The 19,871-nt window shown below is 73.7% G+C and carries 20 protein-coding genes; 7 read left to right on the top strand and 13 right to left on the bottom strand.

Features of this window, described 5'->3' with window-relative positions:
- Window positions 1–8: 8 nt before the first annotated feature.
- The 6 genes from P1P75_RS12820 to P1P75_RS12845 all read right to left on the bottom strand — a co-directional run bounded on the left by P1P75_RS12820 (window position 9) and on the right by P1P75_RS12845 (window position 6,304).
- Window positions 9–1,100 (bottom strand): CU044_5270 family protein, encoded by a 1,092-nt coding sequence (locus tag P1P75_RS12820; RefSeq protein ID WP_319254716.1) that lies wholly within the window; start codon window positions 1,098–1,100, stop codon window positions 9–11.
- Window positions 1,097–1,789 carry an RNA polymerase sigma factor gene (locus P1P75_RS12825; protein WP_319254718.1) on the bottom strand — a complete coding sequence of 231 codons (693 nt, stop codon included), beginning with the start codon at window positions 1,787–1,789 and terminating at the stop codon, window positions 1,097–1,099. Before P1P75_RS12825 ends, P1P75_RS12820 begins: the two co-directional genes overlap by 4 nt.
- 61 nt (window positions 1,790–1,850) lie before the next feature.
- On the bottom strand, window positions 1,851–4,130 hold the full coding sequence (gene secD, locus P1P75_RS12830; protein ID WP_319254720.1) for a protein translocase subunit SecD: 2,280 nt from the start codon (window positions 4,128–4,130) through the stop codon (window positions 1,851–1,853).
- A gap of 58 nt (window positions 4,131–4,188) precedes the next feature.
- Window positions 4,189–4,581, bottom strand: coding sequence for a hypothetical protein (locus P1P75_RS12835; protein WP_319254722.1), 393 nt, complete (start codon window positions 4,579–4,581; stop codon window positions 4,189–4,191).
- A 107-nt stretch (window positions 4,582–4,688) separates the two neighbouring features.
- Complete coding sequence (locus P1P75_RS12840; protein WP_319254724.1) at window positions 4,689–5,354, bottom strand: response regulator transcription factor; 666 nt, start codon at window positions 5,352–5,354, stop codon at window positions 4,689–4,691.
- Window positions 5,351–6,304 (bottom strand): sensor histidine kinase, encoded by a 954-nt coding sequence (locus P1P75_RS12845; RefSeq protein WP_319254726.1) that lies wholly within the window; start codon window positions 6,302–6,304, stop codon window positions 5,351–5,353. The genes P1P75_RS12840 and P1P75_RS12845 overlap by 4 nt, the downstream gene beginning before the upstream one ends.
- A 345-nt stretch (window positions 6,305–6,649) precedes the next feature.
- Here P1P75_RS12845 and P1P75_RS12850 point away from each other — a divergent pair, with 345 nt between their 5' ends.
- The 3 genes from P1P75_RS12850 (at window position 6,650) to P1P75_RS12860 (ending at window position 8,217) form a co-directional block, all read left to right on the top strand.
- Window positions 6,650–6,979 carry a TraR/DksA C4-type zinc finger protein gene (locus P1P75_RS12850; protein WP_319254728.1) on the top strand — a complete coding sequence of 110 codons (330 nt, stop codon included), beginning with the start codon at window positions 6,650–6,652 and terminating at the stop codon, window positions 6,977–6,979.
- A gap of 66 nt (window positions 6,980–7,045) precedes the next feature.
- Window positions 7,046–7,417, top strand: coding sequence for a TraR/DksA C4-type zinc finger protein (locus P1P75_RS12855; RefSeq protein ID WP_319254730.1), 372 nt, complete (start codon window positions 7,046–7,048; stop codon window positions 7,415–7,417).
- A complete protein-coding gene (locus P1P75_RS12860) occupies window positions 7,414–8,217 on the top strand; it encodes a hypothetical protein (RefSeq protein ID WP_319254732.1) in 804 nt (267 codons plus the stop codon). The genes P1P75_RS12855 and P1P75_RS12860 overlap by 4 nt, the downstream gene beginning before the upstream one ends.
- An 11-nt stretch (window positions 8,218–8,228) precedes the next feature.
- Here the strand turns inward: P1P75_RS12860 and P1P75_RS12865 are convergent, their stop codons facing one another.
- Window positions 8,229–9,185, bottom strand: coding sequence for an EamA family transporter (locus P1P75_RS12865; protein WP_319254734.1), 957 nt, complete (start codon window positions 9,183–9,185; stop codon window positions 8,229–8,231).
- Window positions 9,186–9,450: 265 nt separating this feature from the next.
- A complete protein-coding gene (locus P1P75_RS12870) occupies window positions 9,451–9,903 on the bottom strand; it encodes a DUF6299 family protein (RefSeq protein ID WP_319254736.1) in 453 nt (150 codons plus the stop codon).
- A 228-nt stretch (window positions 9,904–10,131) separates the two neighbouring features.
- Here P1P75_RS12870 and P1P75_RS12875 point away from each other — a divergent pair, with 228 nt between their 5' ends.
- Window positions 10,132–10,332 (top strand): DUF5999 family protein, encoded by a 201-nt coding sequence (locus P1P75_RS12875; RefSeq protein ID WP_319254739.1) that lies wholly within the window; start codon window positions 10,132–10,134, stop codon window positions 10,330–10,332.
- On the opposite strand, the gene P1P75_RS12880 is transcribed toward P1P75_RS12875, so the two are convergent.
- Together P1P75_RS12880 and P1P75_RS12885 are read right to left on the bottom strand one after the other, a co-directional pair.
- Complete coding sequence (locus tag P1P75_RS12880) at window positions 10,333–10,734, bottom strand: RidA family protein (protein WP_319254741.1); 402 nt, start codon at window positions 10,732–10,734, stop codon at window positions 10,333–10,335.
- Window positions 10,731–12,020 carry an acyl-CoA dehydrogenase family protein gene (locus tag P1P75_RS12885; RefSeq protein ID WP_319254743.1) on the bottom strand — a complete coding sequence of 430 codons (1,290 nt, stop codon included), beginning with the start codon at window positions 12,018–12,020 and terminating at the stop codon, window positions 10,731–10,733. Before P1P75_RS12885 ends, P1P75_RS12880 begins: the two co-directional genes overlap by 4 nt.
- A 148-nt stretch (window positions 12,021–12,168) precedes the next feature.
- Between P1P75_RS12885 and P1P75_RS12890 the strand changes: the two genes are divergently transcribed.
- Entirely contained in the window at window positions 12,169–13,773 is a 1,605-nt protein-coding gene (locus P1P75_RS12890) for an AMP-binding protein (protein ID WP_319254744.1), read from the top strand.
- Window positions 13,774–13,788: 15 nt separating this feature from the next.
- On the top strand, window positions 13,789–14,613 hold the full coding sequence (locus P1P75_RS12895; protein ID WP_319254746.1) for a PaaX family transcriptional regulator C-terminal domain-containing protein: 825 nt from the start codon (window positions 13,789–13,791) through the stop codon (window positions 14,611–14,613).
- A 7-nt stretch (window positions 14,614–14,620) separates the two neighbouring features.
- On the opposite strand, the gene P1P75_RS12900 is transcribed toward P1P75_RS12895, so the two are convergent.
- Window positions 14,621–16,903: a bifunctional salicylyl-CoA 5-hydroxylase/oxidoreductase gene (locus P1P75_RS12900; protein WP_319254748.1), complete on the bottom strand. Its 2,283-nt coding sequence runs from the start codon at window positions 16,901–16,903 to the stop codon at window positions 14,621–14,623.
- A gap of 2 nt (window positions 16,904–16,905) precedes the next feature.
- A complete protein-coding gene (locus tag P1P75_RS12905; RefSeq protein WP_319254750.1) occupies window positions 16,906–17,733 on the bottom strand; it encodes an enoyl-CoA hydratase family protein in 828 nt (275 codons plus the stop codon).
- Between the two features lie 321 nt (window positions 17,734–18,054).
- Here P1P75_RS12905 and P1P75_RS12910 point away from each other — a divergent pair, with 321 nt between their 5' ends.
- Window positions 18,055–18,516 carry an ATP-binding protein gene (locus P1P75_RS12910; protein ID WP_319254752.1) on the top strand — a complete coding sequence of 154 codons (462 nt, stop codon included), beginning with the start codon at window positions 18,055–18,057 and terminating at the stop codon, window positions 18,514–18,516.
- 189 nt (window positions 18,517–18,705) lie between these two features.
- On the opposite strand, the gene argF is transcribed toward P1P75_RS12910, so the two are convergent.
- Window positions 18,706–19,716 (bottom strand): ornithine carbamoyltransferase, encoded by a 1,011-nt coding sequence (gene argF, locus P1P75_RS12915; RefSeq protein WP_319254754.1) that lies wholly within the window; start codon window positions 19,714–19,716, stop codon window positions 18,706–18,708.
- Between the last annotated feature and the right edge of the window lie 155 nt (window positions 19,717–19,871).

Consider the following 19,871-nt stretch of genomic DNA (forward strand, 5'->3'; position numbering starts at 1 on the left):
TACTCCTGTTAGGGCGTCTTCTTGATGGCGTCGACGATCGCCCGCTCCATGACGGCGCTGGTGTGGGTGACCGTGCCGGGCCTGATCAGCGCCTCGTCTCCGGTCCTCTTCTCCACCTGGACCCTGCGCTCGCCGAGGAAGCGGTAGGTCTTCCTGTCGAAGATCCACTCCTCCCGCTGCCCGCTGGTCTCGTCCAGCCGGGCGACCGCCACGCCGGTCCGGCCGACCGCGTCCACGGCGTCCTGGACGACGACGACTCCGGGGATCTTCGCGGCGGTCCGGAAGAGGGCGGAGTACAGCTCCGCGGGCGGGTAGCTCTCGCCGAGGAGGTCGCCGATGGTGGTGAAGGCCTCCTGGTCCGGGGAGTTCCCGTGTCCCTCGGTCTCCTTGTAGATCTTGGCGAGGAGCGCGTCGGGGTCGGTGGTCAGGCGCGTCAGGTAGTCGTACGAGGGACTGTTGAGGTAGGCCTCGGGGGTGTTGCCCTGCTCGTCGGGCAGGCTCAGGGTCTCGCCCTCGGGGCTGTCGTTGACGGCCGGGTCGATCAGCCAGCCCTGGGTGCCGTCCGGGGACCTCCACACCTGGCGGCGGTGCAGTGCGTGGGAGGCCAGGGTGGTCTTGTCGTCGACGGTCTTCAGGTAGGTGTCGGCGGTCTTGGACTCGACGTAGACGAACTGGCCGGGCTTGACCTCCGGGTGGGAGGCGTCTGCCGCCGCCAGCGAGATCCGGTCGAGGAGCTGCGGTACGCCCTTGGTGCTCGCGGCGCCGACCGTGGTGGTCAGGACCGGTCCGTCGGCGAGACCCGGGCCCCCGGCCTCGCGGCCGGAGGTGAGCACGGCGGCCACGACCGACGCGGCCACGACGGCCGCCGTCGCGGGCAGGGTGATCGCCGGGCGCGGCAGCCGCAGCCACCACGCCCTGGCCGGAACCGGGGCAGGGGCCGCTGCCGGGGCCGTCGTGCGCTCTTCCTGGTGGATCTGGGCCATCAGACGCTCCTTGTGGAACTGGTGACGGCCCGGCGGCAGGTCACGCGCCGTCCGGGAGAGGAGCGTGCTGTCCTCTTCCCGCTCGGCCGGACTCTGCCGGGGCGTGTTCGCGTTCATCGGTTTCCTCCCTGCGCGGGCCGGACCACGGGTGCGTGGTCATCTCTTGTCTGTCGGCCGGGGCGGTCGCCTTCCCGTTTTCCGCGGGGAATCTTCCGCGCCGTACCTGCCCCGGCGCCTGCCGCTGGAGCCGTCGCGGGACCCGTCGGGGCGTCGTCGGTGAGTGCGCGCAGCTTTCCGCGTGCGCGGGACAGGCGGGAGGCGACGGTGCCGACCGGGATCCCGAGGGCCTGCGCGGCTGCCTCGTAGTCCAGCCCCTCCCCCAGGCACAGCGCGACGACCTCGCGCTCCGGACGGCGCAGTCCGGCCAGTGCGGTCAGGGCCCGCGCGAGGAGCCGGCGGTCGTCGACCCGGCCGGCCACCTCCTCGGCGTGGTCGGGCACCGACAGCTCGGCCGCCGCGGCCGCGTTCGCCGCCGCCCGGTACCGGCGGTTGCTGCGGTAGTGGTTGCGGGCGGTGTTCGTGGCGATCCCCAGCAGCCACGGCCGTAGGGAACCGCCCTCGGGGTCGACCCTGTCGCGCAGCCGCCACGCCTCCATGAACGTCGCTGCCATGACGTCCTCGGCCGTCGACCAGTCGGCGGTCAGCCGGAAGGCATGGTTGTAGACCGCCTTCGCGTAGCTGTCGAACAGCTCCGCGAAGGCGGTGGGATCCCCGGCCCGGACCCGGGTACGCAGATGAGTGCTCACCTCCATGAGCTGTCCGGCACCGCCCACCTCCTTCCCGTGACCTGCGTCACAGCAACTGTGGTCATCGGCGGCGTTCCTGGAGGACGACGGCCAGGGGTGTCGCCGTGAACATGGAGGAGTACGTTCCCACGGCGAGGCCGATGAGCAGGGCCAGGGCGAAGTCGGTGAGGGAGTCGCCGCCGAACCCGGCCAGCGCGGTGAGGATGAGCGCGGCGCCCGTCCCGGTGTTGACCGTGCGGGGCAGGGTCTGCTGCAGTGCCCGGCCGGCGATGTCGCGGAAACGGGTTTCGCGCGCCTTGTCCGCGTGCCGGGTCGGTTTGGTCAGTTCCCTGAGGCGGTCGAAGACGACCACGGAGTCGTTGACGGAGTAGCCGATGACGGTCAGGAGCGCGGCCAGGAAGACACCGTCGACGGGTTTGCCGAGCCAGGCGAAGACGCCGACGAGGATCACGATGTCGTGGGCGAGGGCGGCGACGGCGGCCGTGCCGAGCAGCAGGCGGAACCGGGCCGCGAGATAGACGAGTTGGGCGCCGAGGGCGACGGCGAGGGCGATGAGCGCGCCCCGGCGCAGTTCCTTGCCGAGGCTGGGGCCGATGGTCTCGTCGCGGAGTCTGTCCGCGCGGCTGGTGAGATCGCCGACGGCCGCGCCGACCGCGTTCGCCTGCGCGGTGGTCAACTGGCCCGTCCGGACGGTGAGTCTGTTCTCCCCGGAGGTCTGCACGACGGCGTGCGGGAAGCCCGCGTCGGCGAGGGCGGCGCGGGCCCGGTCGGGGTCGACGGGGGTGGCGGTGGCGTACTCGACCTGACGGCCGCCGGTGAACTCGATGCCGAAGTCGAGGCCGCGCAGGGCGATTCCGGCGCCGGCGAGGACGAGTGCGGCGGCGGAGGCGGCCAGCCATCGGCGGGGGTGCCGCATCAACCGCGGGTTCCTGCGCGCGAGCCGGTCGCGGACGGCGCCGGTGTGCGCGATGCCCGTGAGGTGGGGACGGCGCCGCAGGCCGGGGCGGGCTACGGCGAGGTCGGCGAGTGCGCGGGTGATGACCAGGGCGCTGACCATGGAGGCGAGGACGCCGATGCCGAGGGTGACGCCGAAGCCGCGGACGGGTCCTGAGGCGAGCAGGAACAGCAGTGCGGCGGCGATCAGGGTGGTGATGTTGGAGTCGGCGATCGCGCTGAGGGCGTTACGGAATCCGGCGGCCAGCGCCGAGCGCGGGGTGGGCCGGTGGTGGGCCGCGTACTCCTCCCGGGCGCGCTCGAACACGAGCACGTTGGCGTCCACCGCCATGCCGATGGCCAGGACGAATCCGGCGAGGCCGGGGAGGGTGAGGGTGGCCCCGAGGGCGGCCAGGGCGGCGTAGGAGATGAGGCCGTAGCAGACGAGTGCGACGGCGGCGAGGACGCCGAGGATCCGGTAGACGGCGATGACGAAGAGGGCGGTCAGCGTGCTGCCGACGGCGGCGGCCCAGACGCTGGCCGTGATGGCCTGCGCGCCCAGGGTGGGGCCGACGGTGCGCTGCTCCACGGTCTCCACCGGTACGGGCAGGGCGCCGCCGTTGACGAGCAGGGCGAGCTCGCGGGCCTCGCCGTCGTCGAAGGCGCCGTTGATCTGCGTGGAGCCGCCGCCGATGCCCGTGCCGCAGCTCACCGAGGGGTCGACCTGGGGTGAGGAGATGATCCTGTCGTCCAGGACGATGGCCACCCGGCGGGCCGGGTCGCCCGCCGGCCGGCAGGCCGCCTCACCGGTCAGGCCGGCCCAGCGGTCGCGGCCGGCGTCCTTGAATTCGACGGTGACGTGCCAGCCCGCGCCGCTCTGCGGGTCGAACCGGGCTGCGGCCTCCTCGACGTCCTTGCCGGTCAGCATGGCCGCGTCGAGGCGCAGGAGCTGTCCGGACTCGTCGGGCAGGACGGGTGGACCGGAGGGATCGGGCCGCGGTCCGGCCGCGGCATCGGCGGCGGTGGCGTCGGCAGCGGTGGCGGTGGCGTCGGTGGCGGTGCCGAGGACGTGGTGGAAGCTGAGCCGGGCCGTGCGGCCCAGCACCTCGGCAGCTTCCGCCGGGTCCTGCACGCCGGGCAGTTCGACGACGATCCGGTCACTGCCGGAGCGGACGATGGTGGGTTCGGCGACACCGAGCGCGTCGACGCGGCCGCGCAGCACCTCCACGGTGCGGTCGACGGTGTCCGGGCCGGCGTCGTCGCCGGCGGTGGGGCGGGTCTCGAGCACGATCTGGGTGCCGCCGCGCAGATCGAGCCCGAGATGGACGGGCACGCTCATGGCGACGTACAGGGACAGGGCGACGATGGCGAGAGCGAGCAGCCCTCGGATGCGCTGGGCGCGGGTCAAGCGGGCCTCCGGCAGGCATGCCGCGTCCACGGGGGACCGCGGCAGAGGAATGGGAACGTCAGATGCCTGGCGGAAGCGGCGGGGCGCGCAGCGGGTGCCCGTCCGCCGGTCGCGGGCGGACGGACAAGGGTACGGCCGTCGGCGGCGCCGGGATTCCCGGCGGCAGGAGTTCGGCCGGATGCCGGGGTACGAGCGTGGCGGGGGCGGGCGGTGCGGGGAGGTCGCCGTGGACGCGGACCGCGGCCGTGCGGACGGCGGGCTGCGCGTCGTCGGCGGCGGGAGCACCGCTCGCCCGCGCGGACACGGAGACGGACCCGGTGACGGTGTCCGGGGTGTGGAAGCCGTCGTACGCGGGCGGTGCGAGGAGGCTCGTCAAGGCGACGAGGAGGGCGACGAGCAGAGCTGCCGCCGTCGCCCCAGGACGGGGGCCGGGACGCGTGGCGCGTGTCAAGTCCCGTCCCCCTCTCCTGCGTTCAGTCGTCGTCTGCGTGCGGGCGGTCGCCGTGCGGGCGTCTTCGGGCGGGTCGTTCCCGGGCGGGGGTTTTCGGGCGGGCCGGTTCAGGGTTCGATGAGGCCCGCGCGGATGGCGTACCGGGTGAGTTCCAGCCGGTCGCGCATGCCGAGTTTGTGCAGGAGGTTCGCCCGGTGCCGGTGGACGGTCTTGATACTGATGAAGAGCGTATCGGCGATCTCCTTCGAGGAGTTGCCCTCCGCGACAAGTTTCAGGACTTCCTCCTCACGCGCGGTCAGCAGCCGGTCCGGGGGTTCCTCGCCGTGGCGGACGCGGTCGAGATAGTTGCGTACGAGGGCGGTGACCGCGCCGGGATAGAGGAAGGGTTCGTCGCGCACGGCGGCCCGGCAGGCGGCGACCAGGTCACGGTCCGCCACGGACTTGAGCACGTATCCGCCTGCCCCGGCCTTCAACGCCTGGAAGAAGTACTGCTCGTTGTCGTGCATCGTCAGCATCAGGATGCGCAGTCCCGGTTTCAGCGCGGCGAGTTCACGCGCCGCCTGGAGGCCGGTCATCCGGGGCATCGCGATGTCCAGCACGGCCAGGTCGATGTCGTGGGTCCGGGCCAGGGCGATGGCCTCGGCGCCGTCCCCGGCCTCGGCGACGACCTCCAGGTCGGGTTCGCGGTCGAGGATGAGCCGCACCCCGCGCCGTACCAGGGCGTGGTCGTCGGCGAGGAGGATGCGGATCGGGGACGGGTCGCTCGGGTTCATGGCACCTTCTTCTGGGCGGGCACGGTCAACCGGACCTGTGTACCGGTCCCCGGCTCGGAGACGATGTCCAGGGTGGCTCCCACCAGCAGCGCCCGTTCCCGCATCCCCCGGATGCCCGCACCCTCGTGCCCGATGCCGGTGCCGTCGCCGTCGTCGGTGACCGCCAGCAGCAGCGCGCCGTCCCTGTGACGCAGGCTGACCTCGACCCGGCCGGCTCCGGCATGGCGGGCCGCGTTGGTCAGGCTCTCCTGCGCGACCCGGTACAGCACCAGCTCCGTCTGCGTGTCCAGGGCGGGCAGGTCGGCGTCGAAACGGCGAAGGACGCGCAGCCCGGCGTGCGTGGTGAACTCGGTGGTGAGCGAGGTCAGGGCGCTGACCAGGCCCAGGTCGTCGAGTACGCCGGGCCGCAGTCGGCGTACCAGGCGGCGTACCTCGTCCAGGCTGCCGCGGGTGATCTCCTGCGCCTGCTGGAGTTCCCCGCGCAGGGGCTCGTCCGCCTCGTCCGCCGCCCGCTTCAGTGACAGCAGGATCGCGGTCATGGTCTGCCCCACCTCGTCGTGCAGCTCCTGCGCGATGCGGCGCCGTTCGGCCTCCTGCGCCAGCAGGACGCGGCCGCTGCTCGCCGCCCGCTCGCTCTCCAGCCGGTCGAGCATGGCGTTGAAGGTGCGGATGAGGTCGGCGACCTCGCGCAGGCCGTGCGCGGGCAGCCGCTGGCCGGGGCGCAGCAGGTCGACCGTGGTCATCAGGCGGGTGAGCCGGTCGAGCGGGGCCAGCCCGAACCGCAGGAGGGCCGCATTGGCGACCAGCATCACCAGCAGGCCGCCGACCAGGATCACCGCCTCGGTCAGCAGGACCGGCACGGAGACGGTCACCGGGGCCCACAGCAGCAGCGCGGTGGCCGTGCCCAGCACCACCGCGTTCAGCCCGAAGATCCGCCAGAACAGGGACACCGGGAATCGCGCCTTTCGTCGTGACGTGGTGCGCACACACCTCGTACACCGTCTCGTCTCGTCTCGTCTCGTCGCCGGGGCCGGTCACCGCCCCCGCGCGCGTGCCACGGGAGCAGGGCGAACCGGCCCTCCCGGACAGCGTGCGGGCCGGCTGGCGCCGCGTCGATGGGCTCTGATGCCCATTTCTGGTCGTACGCCGCGGCCGGGTCGGCGGGCCCGATGGGCATCGGGTGCCGCGAGAGATGGGTACTGCGCCCGATAGGCGCGGCGCGTTCCGTCGGCGACGGTGGAGGCACAGCGGCCCGCGACCGGCAGGCCGCTCCCCCACCGGAGGAGAGGACCGCCATGTCGTCGCTCGACACGCCCCCGACCGAAGGCCGTCCCGGACGTCTGACGGCACACGAGGCCCGTCAGCGTCTGGAGCACGAGCGCGACGCGCGGCTGACCCAGCTGCGGGCCATCGACGATGCCGGGCGGGATGTGACGGACCAGGTGATGTCCGTGCAGAAGGAGGCCGTCCGGCGTGTGCTGGCCGAGATCGAGGCGGCCTTCGCGCGGGTCGGGGACGGCAGTTACGGCACCTGCCTGGGCTGTTCGCGGCCCGTCCCCGCCGAACGCCTGGAGATCCTGCCGTACACGCGCTTCTGCGTCGCCTGCCAGCGCCACAGCGACTGACGTCCCGTACTTCCTTGTCCTCCTTGTCCTCCTTGTCCTGTCACGTCCTGACCGAGGGGTGAAGCCGTGCACCACCGGACCGTCGTCCAACCGGCCCCGGCCCTGTCCGCGGAGGACCTCGCCGTGCTGCGCGCGAACCTGCGCGAGCAACTGTCGTTCCGCCGGGAGCAGATTCAGCAGCTGACGGCCGCCGCCCCGGCCCGCGGGGACGCGCTGCGTGAGCGGCGGGCGCCCTCGCAGGTGGAGGTGGGGGTTCAGCTCGCGGCCTCCGCCCGGATGGTCCTCGCCGATGTGGAGGCGGCGCTGCGCCGCATGGACGAGGGCCGCTACGGCACGTGCGGCCTGTGCCGGCGGCCCATCTCGCGCGAGTTGCTGGAGATAGTGCCGCAGGCCCGTCACTGTGCCCGGTGCCGCCAGGTCCGAGAGGCGGACCGGTGATCCCCGCAGCCCGTCGCGGCTCCGGCCGGCACCGGCCGTGGCCGCTGTGCCGGCAGTGCTACGGCCTCGCTCTCGACCTGGGCGGCGCCCGTACCCGCGCCTGGACGTCCGACCGGGGCACGATCCTCGACGTCCCCACGGTGACCGGCGCCGGGCGCGGGGAACCGGTCCCCGAGCCGGGGGGCGCCGGCACCGCCGGTACGGCGCGGATGCTCGACCGGCTGTTCGGCGACCGCCCGCCGGCCGCCCGCCGGCCGCTCGTCATCGTGACCGCGCCGGTCCTGGGCGGCGTCGCCCACCGGGAACGGGCCCGCGCCGCCGTCGAAATCCTGGGGCCGCACACCGTGCTCACCGTCCCCACCGCGCGTGCCGTCGCCGTGGCCGCGCGGGCGGACCTGTCCCGGCCGCTGCTCGTCGTGGATCTCGGCGCCCGCCGCACGGAGGCCGTCCTGCTCGCCGACGGCGCGGTGGCCGACGCCCGCGGCGCCGCGCTCGGCACGGGTGACGGCGACGGCACCGGGCGGCCGGGCGCCCTTCTCGTCGACGCGGTCACCGCCATGGTGACCGCGATGCTGGAGGAGGACCGCACGTCGCGGACGCTGGACGCCCTCCGGCGGGGCGCCCTGCTCGCCGGCGGGGGCGCGCTGCGGCCCGAGATCCCCTACCGGCTGACCGGCCGGCTGCACGCCCCGGTCAGCCCGGTGCCCGCCCCGCACACCGCGGCCGTACGCGGCGCCGCGGAACTCCTGCGGGCCGCGCACACGCACCCCTCCGCCACCGGCGCGGTGGGGGCGGGCTGACAGCCGTCCGGCTACCGGCCCCCGGCGACCGCCCTCTTCACCGGGGCGGCGAGGAGGACCAGCCCCAGTCCGAGGACGGCGAGCCCGCACCAGGAGACGTACGGCAGGCGCTCGCCGAGGACGGTGACGCCGAGGACTGCGGCGACGGCGGGCTCGGCCAGGGTCAGGGACGTGGCCGCCGACGCCGACGTACGGCGCAGTCCGTGGCCGAAGAGGCGGTAGGAGAGGTGGACGGTGAACAGGGCGAGGTAGCCGGCCACCGCCGCGCCCCTGACGGAGCCGAGCCAGGTGACGTCGACGAACGGCGCGAGCGGCAGGACGAGCAGCCCGGCCGCGCCGAACAGCGCGCCCATCACCGTGCCGGACTCGTGCCCGTGGGCGATGAGCCCGCCGCCGATCGACGCGTAGACCGCGTACGAGAGTCCGGCGCAGGTGGCGAGCAGGACACCCGTGAGGTCCACCGGGGTGCCGCTTCCGGTGAGCCGGGGGCCGAGCACGAGGAGGACGCAGCCGAGGACGGCGGTCGAGGTGGCGCCGGTCCAGCGGGCGGTCGGCCGGGCCCGGCCGGTGAGCCAGGCCAGGAGGCCGGCGAAGACCGGCGCGCTGCCGAGGGCGATCACCGTGGCCACCGCGACTCCGGTGCGGGCCACCGCCGGGTAGAAGGTGGCCGGGTATCCGGCGACGGCGAGGGCCCCCAGGAGGAGCAGCCACCGCTCGGCGCGGGTGCAGCGGGCCGGAAGCGAGCGGGCGCCGCGGGAGGTGAGGAGGAACAGGATGCCGCCGAGGGCGAGTCCGGCGCAGCCGATGGCCGCGGCGGGTGCGCCGGCCGGGGCGAAGGAGGCGGCGGTCCCGGTGGTTCCCCACAGCAGGCACGCGGTGAGTATCGGGGCGGGGCCGCCGAGGAGCGGGTGGTGGGCGCGCGGGGCGGCCGGGCGCGCGGAGGTCGGGCGTGAAGTGCGGTTCGGCACAGTCGTGGTCTTCCGTCGTCGGATGCGTCTGGGACTCGATCCGGAACGGGCGCACGACACGGCCACCGGCCGGCGCGGGAGGCGGCCGGCCGGGGCGGGGGGTCACTGCTTCGGTGCTGCGCCCGTCAGACGGCGAGCGGCGGAAGCACGACGTGCCAGTACGTATTCACCCGGCGATCCTAACGCGCCCGGACGGGGCCCCGGCGGCCCGCCCGCCGGGACCACGCACCGGCGCCGTCAGTGCCGGCGGCGTCGGTTCACGCGCTCAGCTCGCCGTGAGCGTCACGTCCTGCTCGGCCGCCGCGTGGAAGTACGGCAGCGGAAGGCCGCCCGCAGGGCGCAGTTCCATCACCGTGGCCTCGACACGGGCCGCGCCGGGCTCGACCGGGTCGGGTGCGGGCTTGCCCGTGTTCACCCAGCGGTGCTCGGCGCCGTCGCACACGGCACGGGTGCCGCCGATGCCGTGCCGGCTGGTCGAGGAATTGTTGCCGACGGAGGAACTGACGAAGACGGGACCGGAGTTGCCGGTGCAGCGGTAGGTGCCGGAGAGGGTGACGGTACCGTCCGCGGCGACCCGGCCGACCGGGTCGACGGTCACGGACTCGGACGGACCGGCGGTCGCGGTCACCGCGGGCGCGGCCAGCAGGAGCAGGGCGGCGGCCGCGGCCGCGGTCAGGGCGGGGCGCAGGGCGGGGCGCGGGACTGGGCGGAAGGACATGGGGGGACCTCCTGGTAGGGGGGTTCCACTGGTACCGGCAGGGCGGGCCCGCGACCGTGATCGTCACTCCTTCGGTGGCGAGTCCGCACCGTGCGTCGACGAACGGTCCGCGAGTTGTCCTGGTGCTGTCACACTCCCCGGCGGGCTCTGGCGGCGGCCCCCGCGCGGGCGCATGGTCGGTTCAACGGGGTCCACCGCCCGGTGACCCCACCGACGTGGAGGTGCGCCATGTGTACCCACCGGACTCCGAGCCCCACGGCCGACCCCGCGCACGTCGTCGCCGCCCACCCCGAGCAGGGCTGGACCCTCCTCTGTGACGGCACGATCGTCTTCGACGACTCCGGCGAGCTGCTGCCCGACGGCCGTGTCGTCGCCCCGCACCGCGTCCCGGCCGAACGCCGCCCCGCGGCCGTCGCCGTCGCGGCCTGATCAGTCCCCCAGGACGGCGAACCCGTCCAGCTCGACGAGAGCCTCCTCGTCCCACAGCCGTACGATCCCGACGACCGCCATCGCCGGGTAGTCCCGGCCCGCCAACTCCCGCCACGTTCTGCCCAGTTCGGGGGCGGACGCCCGATAGGCGGCGACGTCCGTGACGTAGACGGTGACGCGTGCCAGGTCCGCGGGGGTGCCGCCGGCCGCCGTGAGGGCGGTCAGCAGGTTGGCCAGGGCGCGGGCGAACTGGTCGGGCAGCGAGTCGCCGACCACCTTGCCGTCGGCGTCCAGCGCGGTCTGGCCGGCCAGGAACACCAGGCGGGAGCCGGTCGCGACGACCGCGTGCGAGAAGCCGGCCGGCGGGGACAGGCCGGGCGGGTTGACGCGCTCGGCGGTCACCGGACGCCCTCCGGTCCCGTCCGGGACGGCACAGCCGCACCGGCCGCGCGATCCCTTGTCGCTGCATCCGCCTCCCCGCGATCCCCCGTCGCTGCATCCGCCTCCCCACGGCCCGCCTCCGCACGGCCCGTCGCGCGATCCCGCACCGCCCGGTCCTCCGCCGCCCGGTCCTGCGCCGCGTACAACTCCTTCGCGATGATGCCGCGTTGCACCTCGCTCGCCCCCTCGTAGATCCGTGGCGCCCGCACCTCGCGGTACAGGTGTTCCAGCAGGTGTCCCCGGCGCAGGGCACGGGCGCCGTGGAGCTGGACGGCGGCGTCGACGACGTACTGCGCGGTCTCGGTGGCGAGGAGTTTCGCCATGGCGGCGCGGCGTGGCACGTCCGGGGCGCCGGTGTCGTACGCCGTGGCGGCGGCGTAGACCATCAGGCGGGCCGCCTCGGTGCGCAGGGACATCTCGGCGACCTGGTGGGCGACCGTCTGGAGGTCTCTCAGTTTGCCGCCGAAGGCGTCGCGTCGGGCGGTGTGGGTGAGGGTGGCGTCGAGGGCGGCCTGGGCCATGCCGACGGCGAAGGCGCCGACGCTGGGCCGGAAGAGGTTGAGGGTGGTCATGGCCACGCGGAAGCCGCGGTCGGGTTCGCCGAGTACGTCGGCCGCGGTGACGGGGACGGCGTCGAGGGCGAGGGTGCCGATCGGGTGCGGGGAGAGCATGTCCAGGGCGGTGCCGGTGAGGCCGGGGCGGTCGGCCGGGACCAGGAACGCGGTGACTCCGCGGGCGCCGGCGCCGGGCGTCGTACGGGCGAAGACGGTGGCGAAGTCGGCTTCGGGGGCGTTGGAGATCCAGCACTTCTCGCCGGTCAGGCGCCAGCCGCCGGGGCCGTCGGGTTCCGCGGCGAGGGAGAGGGCGGCGGCGTCCGAGCCCGCCCCCGGCTCGCTGAGCGCGAACGCGGCCACGGCGCTGCCGTCGGTGACGCGGGGCAGCCAGCGCTCGCGCTGCTCGCGGGTGCCGTGCGCGTGGACGGGGTGGGCGCCGAGACCCTGGAGGGCGAGGGCCGTCTCGGCCTCGGTGCAGGCATGGGCGAGGGACTCGCGCATCAGGCAGAGGTCGAGGGCGCCGGCGGTGAAGAGGCGCGGCAGCAGGCCCAGTCGGCCGAGTTCGGCGAGGAGCGGGCGGTTGATCCGGCCGGGTTCGCCCTTCTCGGCGAGCGGGCGCAGCCGGTCGGCGGCCAGGGTGCGCAGTTCGGCACACCAGGCGCTCTGTTCCGGTTCGAGCGAGAATGCGGGCATCGCCGCCCCTCTCCACCGATGGCCTCTTCTCTGGCGCTCCCACGGTATCGCGAACCGTTGACTGTCGTCACCAACGCGATACGCTCGGTGCGCGAGCCCACCACCACGGCGCTCCCGGGCGCCCACCCAGGCAAGGGGGCGACCCGCCATGCACGCCTCGGCCCACGTCGACACCTTCGCGCGTGACCACCTCCCGCCACCCGGCCAGTGGCCCCGGCTGCGGTTCGGTCTGCCGGAGCTGCGCTACCCCGAACGGCTGAACGCCGCCGCCGAACTGCTCGACGGCGGCGCCCCCGACCGGCCGGTGTTCCACACCCCCACGGGCCCGCCCTGGACCTACGGGGAGCTGCGCGCCCGCGTCGACCGGCTCGCGCACGTCCTCACCGGCGAGCTGGGCGTCGTACCGGGAAACCGGGTGCTGCTGCGCGGGCCGACCACGCCGTGGCTGGCGGCCTGCTGGCTCGCGGTGCTCAAGGCGGGCGCGATCGCGGTCACCGTGCTGGCCCAGCAGCGCTCGCACGAACTGCGCACGATGTGCGAGATCGCCCGGGTGCGGCACGCCCTGTGCGACATCCGGTCCGTGGACGAACTCGCCAAGGCGGAGATACCGGGGCTGCGGATCGCGGTCTACGGCGGTGACGCCCCCGACGACCTGCTGAACCGGCCGGCGCCCGGCGCCCCCTTCACCGCCGTGGACACCGCCGCCGACGACGTGGCGCTGATCGCCTTCACCTCGGGCACCACCGGCCGGCCCAAGGGTTGTCTGCACTTCCACCGGGACGTGCTGGCGATCGCCGACACCTTCTCCCGGCAGGTGCTCGCGCCGCACGCCGACGACGTGTTCGCGGGCAGTCCCCCGCTCGGTTTCACCTTCGGTCTCGGCGGGCTGCTCGTCTTCCCGATGCGGGCCGGCGCGAGCGCCCTGCTGCTCGAACAGGCGGGTCCCCAGCAGCTGTTGCCGGCGATCGCCGAGCACCGGGTGTCCGTGCTGTTCACCGCGCCCACCGCCTACCGGGCGATGCTCGGCGCCCTCGACGGGCACGACGTGTCGTCGCTGCGCCGCTGTGTCTCCGCCGGCGAGAACCTGCCCGCGGCCACCTGGCGGGCCTGGCACGAGCGGACCGGTCAGCGCCTGATCAACGGGATCGGGGCCACCGAACTGCTGCACATCTTCATCTCCGCGGCCGACGAGCGGATCCGGCCGGGCACCACGGGCGTCCCCGTGCCCGGCTGGCAGGCGCGCGTGCAGGACGAGAACGGCGAACCCGTCCCCGACGGCCGGCCCGGACTGCTCGCCGTGCGCGGCCCGGTGGGCTGCCGCTACCTCGCCGACCCCCGCCAGGGCGAGTACGTGCGTGACGGATGGAACGTCACCGGCGACACCTATGTCCGCGAGGACGACGGCTACTTCCGGTACGTGGCCCGCGCCGACGACATGATCGTGTCGGCCGGGTACAACATCGCGGGCCCCGAGGTGGAGGACGCGCTGCTGCGGCATCCTGATGTCGTCGAGACGGCGGTCGTCGGACGGGCGGACGAGGCGCGCGGGCAGGTGGTGGTGGCGTTCGCCGTGCTGCGGGCCGGGGCGCGGCCGGACGCCGAGGCGCTGCGGGAGTTCGTCAAGGCCGAGCTGGCGCCGTACAAGTGTCCGCGGGAGATCGTCTTTCTGGACGCGCTGCCGCGGACCGCGACCGGCAAACTCCAGCGCTTCCGGTTGCGCACCACGAGTGATACCGATGGTGACCAGCAGTGATGCCGACGACCTAAGATGATCAACGTGTCCGACCAGCCCGCACCTAGGTCCCTCATCGTCACGCTCTACGGCGCGTACGGCCGCTTCGCGCCGGGCCCGGTGCCCGTCGCCGAACTGATCCGGCTGCTCGCCGCGGTCGGCGTCGACGCGCCCTCCGTGCGCTCCTCGGTGTCGCGGCTGAAGCGACGCGGTCTGCTGCTGCCCGCCCGCACCGCGCACGGCGCCGCCGGTTACGAACTGTCCGCGGAGGCCCGGCAGTTGCTGGAGGACGGAGACCGGCGCATCTACGCCACCACACCGCCCGTGGACGAGGGCTGGGTACTGGCGGTGTTCTCGGTGCCGGAGTCGGAGCGGCAGAAGCGGCACGTTCTGCGCTCCCGGCTGGCCGGTCTCGGCTTCGGCACGGCCGCCCCCGGCGTGTGGATCGCCCCCGCCCGGCTGCACGAGGAGACCCGGCACACCCTGGAACGGCTGCGCCTGGACGCCTACGTCGACCTCTTCCGCGGCGAGCACCTCGGCTTCGCGCCGACCGCGCGGGCCGTCGCCCGCTGGTGGGACCTGGCGGCCATCGCCAAGGAGCACGAGGCGTTCCTCGACCGCCACGAGCGCGTGCTGCAGGGCTGGGAGCGGCGCGCGGACACCCCGGCGCAGGAGGCGTACCGCGACTACCTCCTCGCCCTGGACGCCTGGCGGCACCTGCCGTACACCGACCCCGGGCTGCCCGCCGGGCTGCTCCCCGAGGACTGGCCGGGGGTGCGCTCCGCGGCCGTGTTCCAGGGGCTGCACGAACGGCTTCGGGACGCGGGCGCCGAGTTCGCCGGCCTCCTCCCCGAAGCCTGACCTCGCCTCAACTCCCCAGCGTCAGCCGGGGCTTGGGGGCGTCGGTGCGGCCGGTCACGGGCGGTCTGCTGCCCGCCCGGTAGGGCGCCGGCCAGACGGCGCCGGGTCCGTCGTAGCCCTGTTCGGCGGCGGCGTGCAGCGTCCAGTGCGGGTCGTACAGGTGCGGGCGGGCCAGCGCGCAGAGGTCGGCGCGGCCGGCCAGGAGCAGCGAGTTGACGTCGTCCCATGAGGAGATCGCGCCGACCGCGATCACCGGTACCCGTGCCTCGTGCCGGATCCGGTCCGCGAACGGCGTCTGGTAGGACCGCCCGTACTCCGGGGCCTCCTCGGCGACGACCTGCCCGGTGGAGACGTCGATCGCGTCGGCGCCGTGCGCGGCGAAGGCGCGGGCGATCTCGACGGCGTCCTCCGCGGTGGTCCCGCCGTCGGCCCAGTCGGTCGCGGAGATCCGCACGGTCATGGGCCGTTCCTCCGGCCACACCGCCCGTACGGCGTCGAAGACCTCCAGCGGGAACCGCAGCCGCCGCGCCGGCGAGCCGCCGTAGGCGTCGGTGCGCCTGTTGGTCAGCGGGGAGAGGAACCCTGACAGCAGGTAGCCGTGCGCGCAGTGCAGTTCGAGAAGGTCGAACCCGGCCCGCGCGGCCCGCCCGGCGGCGGCGACGAACTGCTGGCGCAGATCGGTGAGTTGTGCCCTTCCCAGCTCCCTCGGCAGCTGGCTCCCCGGCTTGTACGGCAGTGGAGAGGCGGCCACGAGTGGCCAGTTGCCGTCCCTGAGGGGTTCGTCCATGCCCTCCCACATCAGCCGGGTCGAGCCCTTGCGCCCGGAGTGGCCGAGCTGCACGCCGATCGCGGTGCCCGGCGCCCGCTCGTGCACGAAGTCGGTGATCCGCCGCCAGGCCTCGCCGTGCCGGCCGGTGTAGAGGCCGGCGCAGCCGGGTGTGATGCGCCCCTCGGGGGACACGCACACCATCTCGGTCATCACCAGTGCGGCCCCGCCGAGGGCGCGGGCGCCGAGGTGGACGAGGTGGAGGTCGCCGGGGATGCCGTCGGCCGCCGAGTACATGTCCATCGGGGAGACGACGACCCGGTTGCGCAGGGTCAGTCCGCGCAGCCGGAACGGCGTGAACATCGGGGGCGTGCCGGGCGGGCAGCCGAACTCCCGCTCCACCGCGGCCGTGAAGTCCGGGTCGCGCAGCCGCAGGTTGTCGTGGGTGACGCGGCGGCTGCGGGTGAGCAGGTTGAAGGCGAAGCGCCGCGGGGGCTGATCGACGTACAGGGCGAGGTTCTCGAACCATTCGAGGCTGGCGCGGGCGGCACGCTGGGTGGAGGCGACGACCGGCTTGCGCTCCTCCTCGTAGGCTGTCAACGCCGAGCGGGAATCGGGGTGTTCCTCCAGGCATGCCGTCAGCGCCAGGGCGTCCTCGACGGCGAGCTTGGTGCCGGAGCCGATGGAGAAGTGGGCGGTATGGGCGGCGTCGCCCAGCAGCACCACATTGCCGTGCGACCAGCGCTCGTTGACCACGGTACGGAACGCCGTCCACGCCGAGTTGTTCGACCTGAGCGGCCGTCCGCCGAGCGCGTCCGCGAAGATCTTGGCGCAGCGTTCGACCGACTCCTGCGGGGTGGCTTCGTCGAATCCGGCGGCGTGCCAGACCTCCTCGCGCATCTCGACGATGACGGTGGAGGCGTGGGCCGCATACGGGTAGCCGTGCAGTTGCATGACGCCGTGTTCGGTCTCGGCGATCTCGAAGCGGAAGGCGTCGAAGGCGAAGTCGGCGGCGAGCCAGATGTAGCGGCAGCGGTGGGTGGTGACGCGGGGGCGGAAGACGTCCGCGTAGGCCTCGCGGGTGGTGCTGTGCACGCCGTCGGCGGCGACGACCAGGTCGTGGGTCTCGGCGAGGCGCCGCACCGGGGGTGCCTCGGTGTGCGGACGCAGGTCCACGCCGAGGTCGTGGCAGCGGGTGTGCAGGATCTCCAGGAGGCGTCTCCTGCCCAGGGCTGCGAAGCCGTGGCCTCCGGAGGTCCGGCGGATGTTTCTGTGGACGATCTCTATGTCGTCCCAGCGGGTGAAGTTTTGCTGGAGGGCCTCGTGGACGACGGGGTCGGCGTGTTCGATGCCGCCGAGGGTCTCGTCGGAGAGGACGACTCCGAAGCCGAAGGTGCGGTCGGGGGTGGTGCGTTCCCAGAGGGTGACCTGGCGGTCGGGGTCGCGGCGTTTGAGGAGGGTCGCGGTGTAGAGGCCTCCCGGGCCTCCGCCGATGATCGCGATGCGCCCGCCCGGGGCAGCCATCCTCAGCGTCCCTTCCACTTCGGGGGGCGCTTCTCCAGGAAGGACCTGTGGAACTCCGCGTAGTCCTCGCCGTTCATCAGGAGGGCCTGGGTCGCCGCGTCCAGCTCCACCGCCGCCGCGAGGGGCATGTCGAGTTCCGCCGTCAGGAGGGCCTTGGTCTGCGCGTGGGCCAGGGCCGGGCCGTCGGCGAGGCGGCGGGCGAGACGGTGGGCGGCCTCGTCGGCGTGGGCCTCCTCGGTCAGCTCGCTGATCAGGCCGATCCGCTCCGCCTCGGGCGCGCGCACCGCTTCGCCGAGCATGAGGAGGCGGGTGGCGTGGCCGAGGCCGACGACGCGGGGCAGGAGGTAGGCGGCACCCATGTCGCCGCCGGAGAGGCCGACGCGGGTGAAGAGGAACGCGAAGCGGGCGCTGGGGTCGGCGACGCGGAAGTCCGCGGCCAGGGCCAGCACGGCTCCCGCCCCGGCGGCCACCCCGTGCACGGCCGCGATCACGGGGAACGGGCACTCCCGTATCGCCCGGACGACCTGGCCGGTCATCCGGTTGAAGTCGAGGAGCTGGGCGGTGTCCAGGGCGAGGGTGGCGCCGATGATCTCCTCGACGTCTCCGCCGGAGCAGAAGCCGCGTCCCTCGCCGGCCAGCACCAGGGCGCGCACGGAGCGTTCCCGGGACAGTTCGGCGAGGAGGTCGCGCAGGTCGGCGTAGGCACCGAAGGTGAGCGCGTTGAGCTTCTCGGGACGGGCGAGGGTGACGGTGGCGACGCCGTCGGCGTGGGTGACGCGCAGGTGGCGCCAGTCGGAGGTACGGGCGGCGGAGCCGGTGAAGGGACTCATGAGGGCGGCCTCCTCGACGAGCGGTCACCCTCGAAGTTATCACCTGTATGTGACTGTCGTCAGGAGTACGCGATAGATGGGGCGGGTATGCGACGGACGTGTCACCGCGTGACCTGTCCGCGTCACACGCGTCACCGGTCGTCGATAACGCGGTAACAACGGGATCAGCGGTGGGCGCGCGACCGTTGTGCCGGGTAAGCCGACCCCTGACGGGGCGGACGGTCCCGTACGGCGACCGGCCTGGGCCTCTGGCGGAGGTCGCCGTACCATTCCTCAAGTTGAAAGCAGGACCGCCTGATGTCGCACACAGGAACCTGCGCCATGAACGGACTCGCCTTGCACGAACGCCCCTCCGCAGCCGCCTCCTGGCGCATCGCGCTGCCGCACTCCGCCGCGGCCGTGCCGGTGGCCCGCGCCCTGGTCCGCACGGCGCTGGCGGAGCTGGAGCACGGGGCGGACAGCGACACGGCGGAACTGCTGACGGCCGAGCTGGTGGCGAACGCCGTGGAGCACACCGCCGGAGACGATCCGATAGAGCTGGTGGTACAGCTGCTGCCGACCGGCTGCCAGGTCGAGGTGCACGACCCCGATCCGGTGCCGCCCGGCGACCTGACCCGCCCGGCCGCGGGCCGCGAGCCCGACCCGTGGCAGGAGCACGGGCGCGGGCTGCTGCTGATCCGGGCGCTCAGCTCGTCCTGCGGTCACCGGCCCACGGAGAACGGCAAGGCGGTGTGGTTCCGGCTGGCCGCGGTGCCGCCCCAGGGGCGCCCGCGTCCCGCGTAGGACCGAGCCCTACCGGGCGACCGGGCGAGCATCACGAACAGAGCCCTACCGGGCGAGCATCACGCGAACCGGACCCACCGCGGGCGAGCGTCACGAGCCCGGCCCTACCGGGCGAGCATCACGAGCCGGACCCTACGAGGCCAGCATCACAAACCGGCCCCCCACCGAGCCGGCATCGCGAACCGGGCCCTACCGGGCGAGCGTCGCGACCAGGACGGCCTTGATGGTGTGCAGCCGGTTCTCGGCCTCGTCGAAGACGACGGAGCAGGCGGACTCGAAGACCTCGTCGGTGACCTCGAGCGAGTCCAGGCCGTGCCGGTCGTGGATCTCGCGGCCGACCTTGGTGCCGAGGTCGTGGAAGGCGGGCAGGCAGTGCAGGAACCGGACGTCCGGGTTGCCGGTGGCGCGCAGGACGTCCATGGTCACGGCGTACGGCGACAGAGCCTCGATCCGCTCGTCCCAGATCTCCTTGGGCTCCCCCATGGAGACCCACACGTCGGTGGCGACGAAGTCGGCGCCCGCCACGCCCTCGGCCAGTGACTCGGTGAGGGTGACGCGCGCGCCGCTCGTCTCGGCCAGCTCGCGCGCCCGGTCGACGATCTCCTGGGCGGGCCAGTAGGACTTGGGGGCGACGATCCGCACGTCCATGCCGAGCAGGGCGCCGGTGACCAGGTAGGAGTTGCCCATGTTGAAGCGGGCGTCGCCGAGGTAGGCGAAGGCGACCTCGGGCAGCGGCTTGGCGGTGTGTTCGGTCATGGTGAGCACGTCGGCCAGCATCTGGGTGGGGTGCCAGTCGTCGGTGAGGCCGTTGTAGACGGGCACACCGGCGTACGCGGCCAGTTCCTCGACCTTGTCCTGGCTGTCGCCGCGGTACTGGATGCCGTCGTACATCCGGCCCAGCACGCGCGCGGTGTCCTTCACGGACTCCTTGTGGCCGATCTGCGAGCCGCTCGGGTCGAGGTAGGTCGTCGAGGCGCCCTGGTCGGCGGCGGCGACCTCGAAGGCGCAGCGGGTGCGCGTGGAGGTCTTCTCGAAGATCAGCGCGATGTTCCTGCCGGTGAGGTACCGCGTCTCGGCCCCGGCCTTCTTGGCGGCCTTCAGCTCGGCGGCCAACTCGATCAGACCGCGGAACTCCTCCTGGGTGAGATCCAGCTCCTTGAGGAAGTGGCGGCCGGCGAGGGCGGTCGGGACTGTCGCCATGGGGGCGCTCCAGAGGTGCGGTAACAGGTGCCTCGAACAGGTACGAGGGCAGGTCAACGGCAGGGGACTCTGGAAGTCTATACGACATCAAGTATTTGTATACATGCCTGCCGTTGACCTGCCCTCGTACCTGTTCGAGGCACCTGTTACCGCAC

This window comes from Streptomyces sp. ID05-39B, assembly GCF_033794725.1.
GTDB lineage: Bacteria > Actinomycetota > Actinomycetes > Streptomycetales > Streptomycetaceae > Streptomyces > Streptomyces bobili.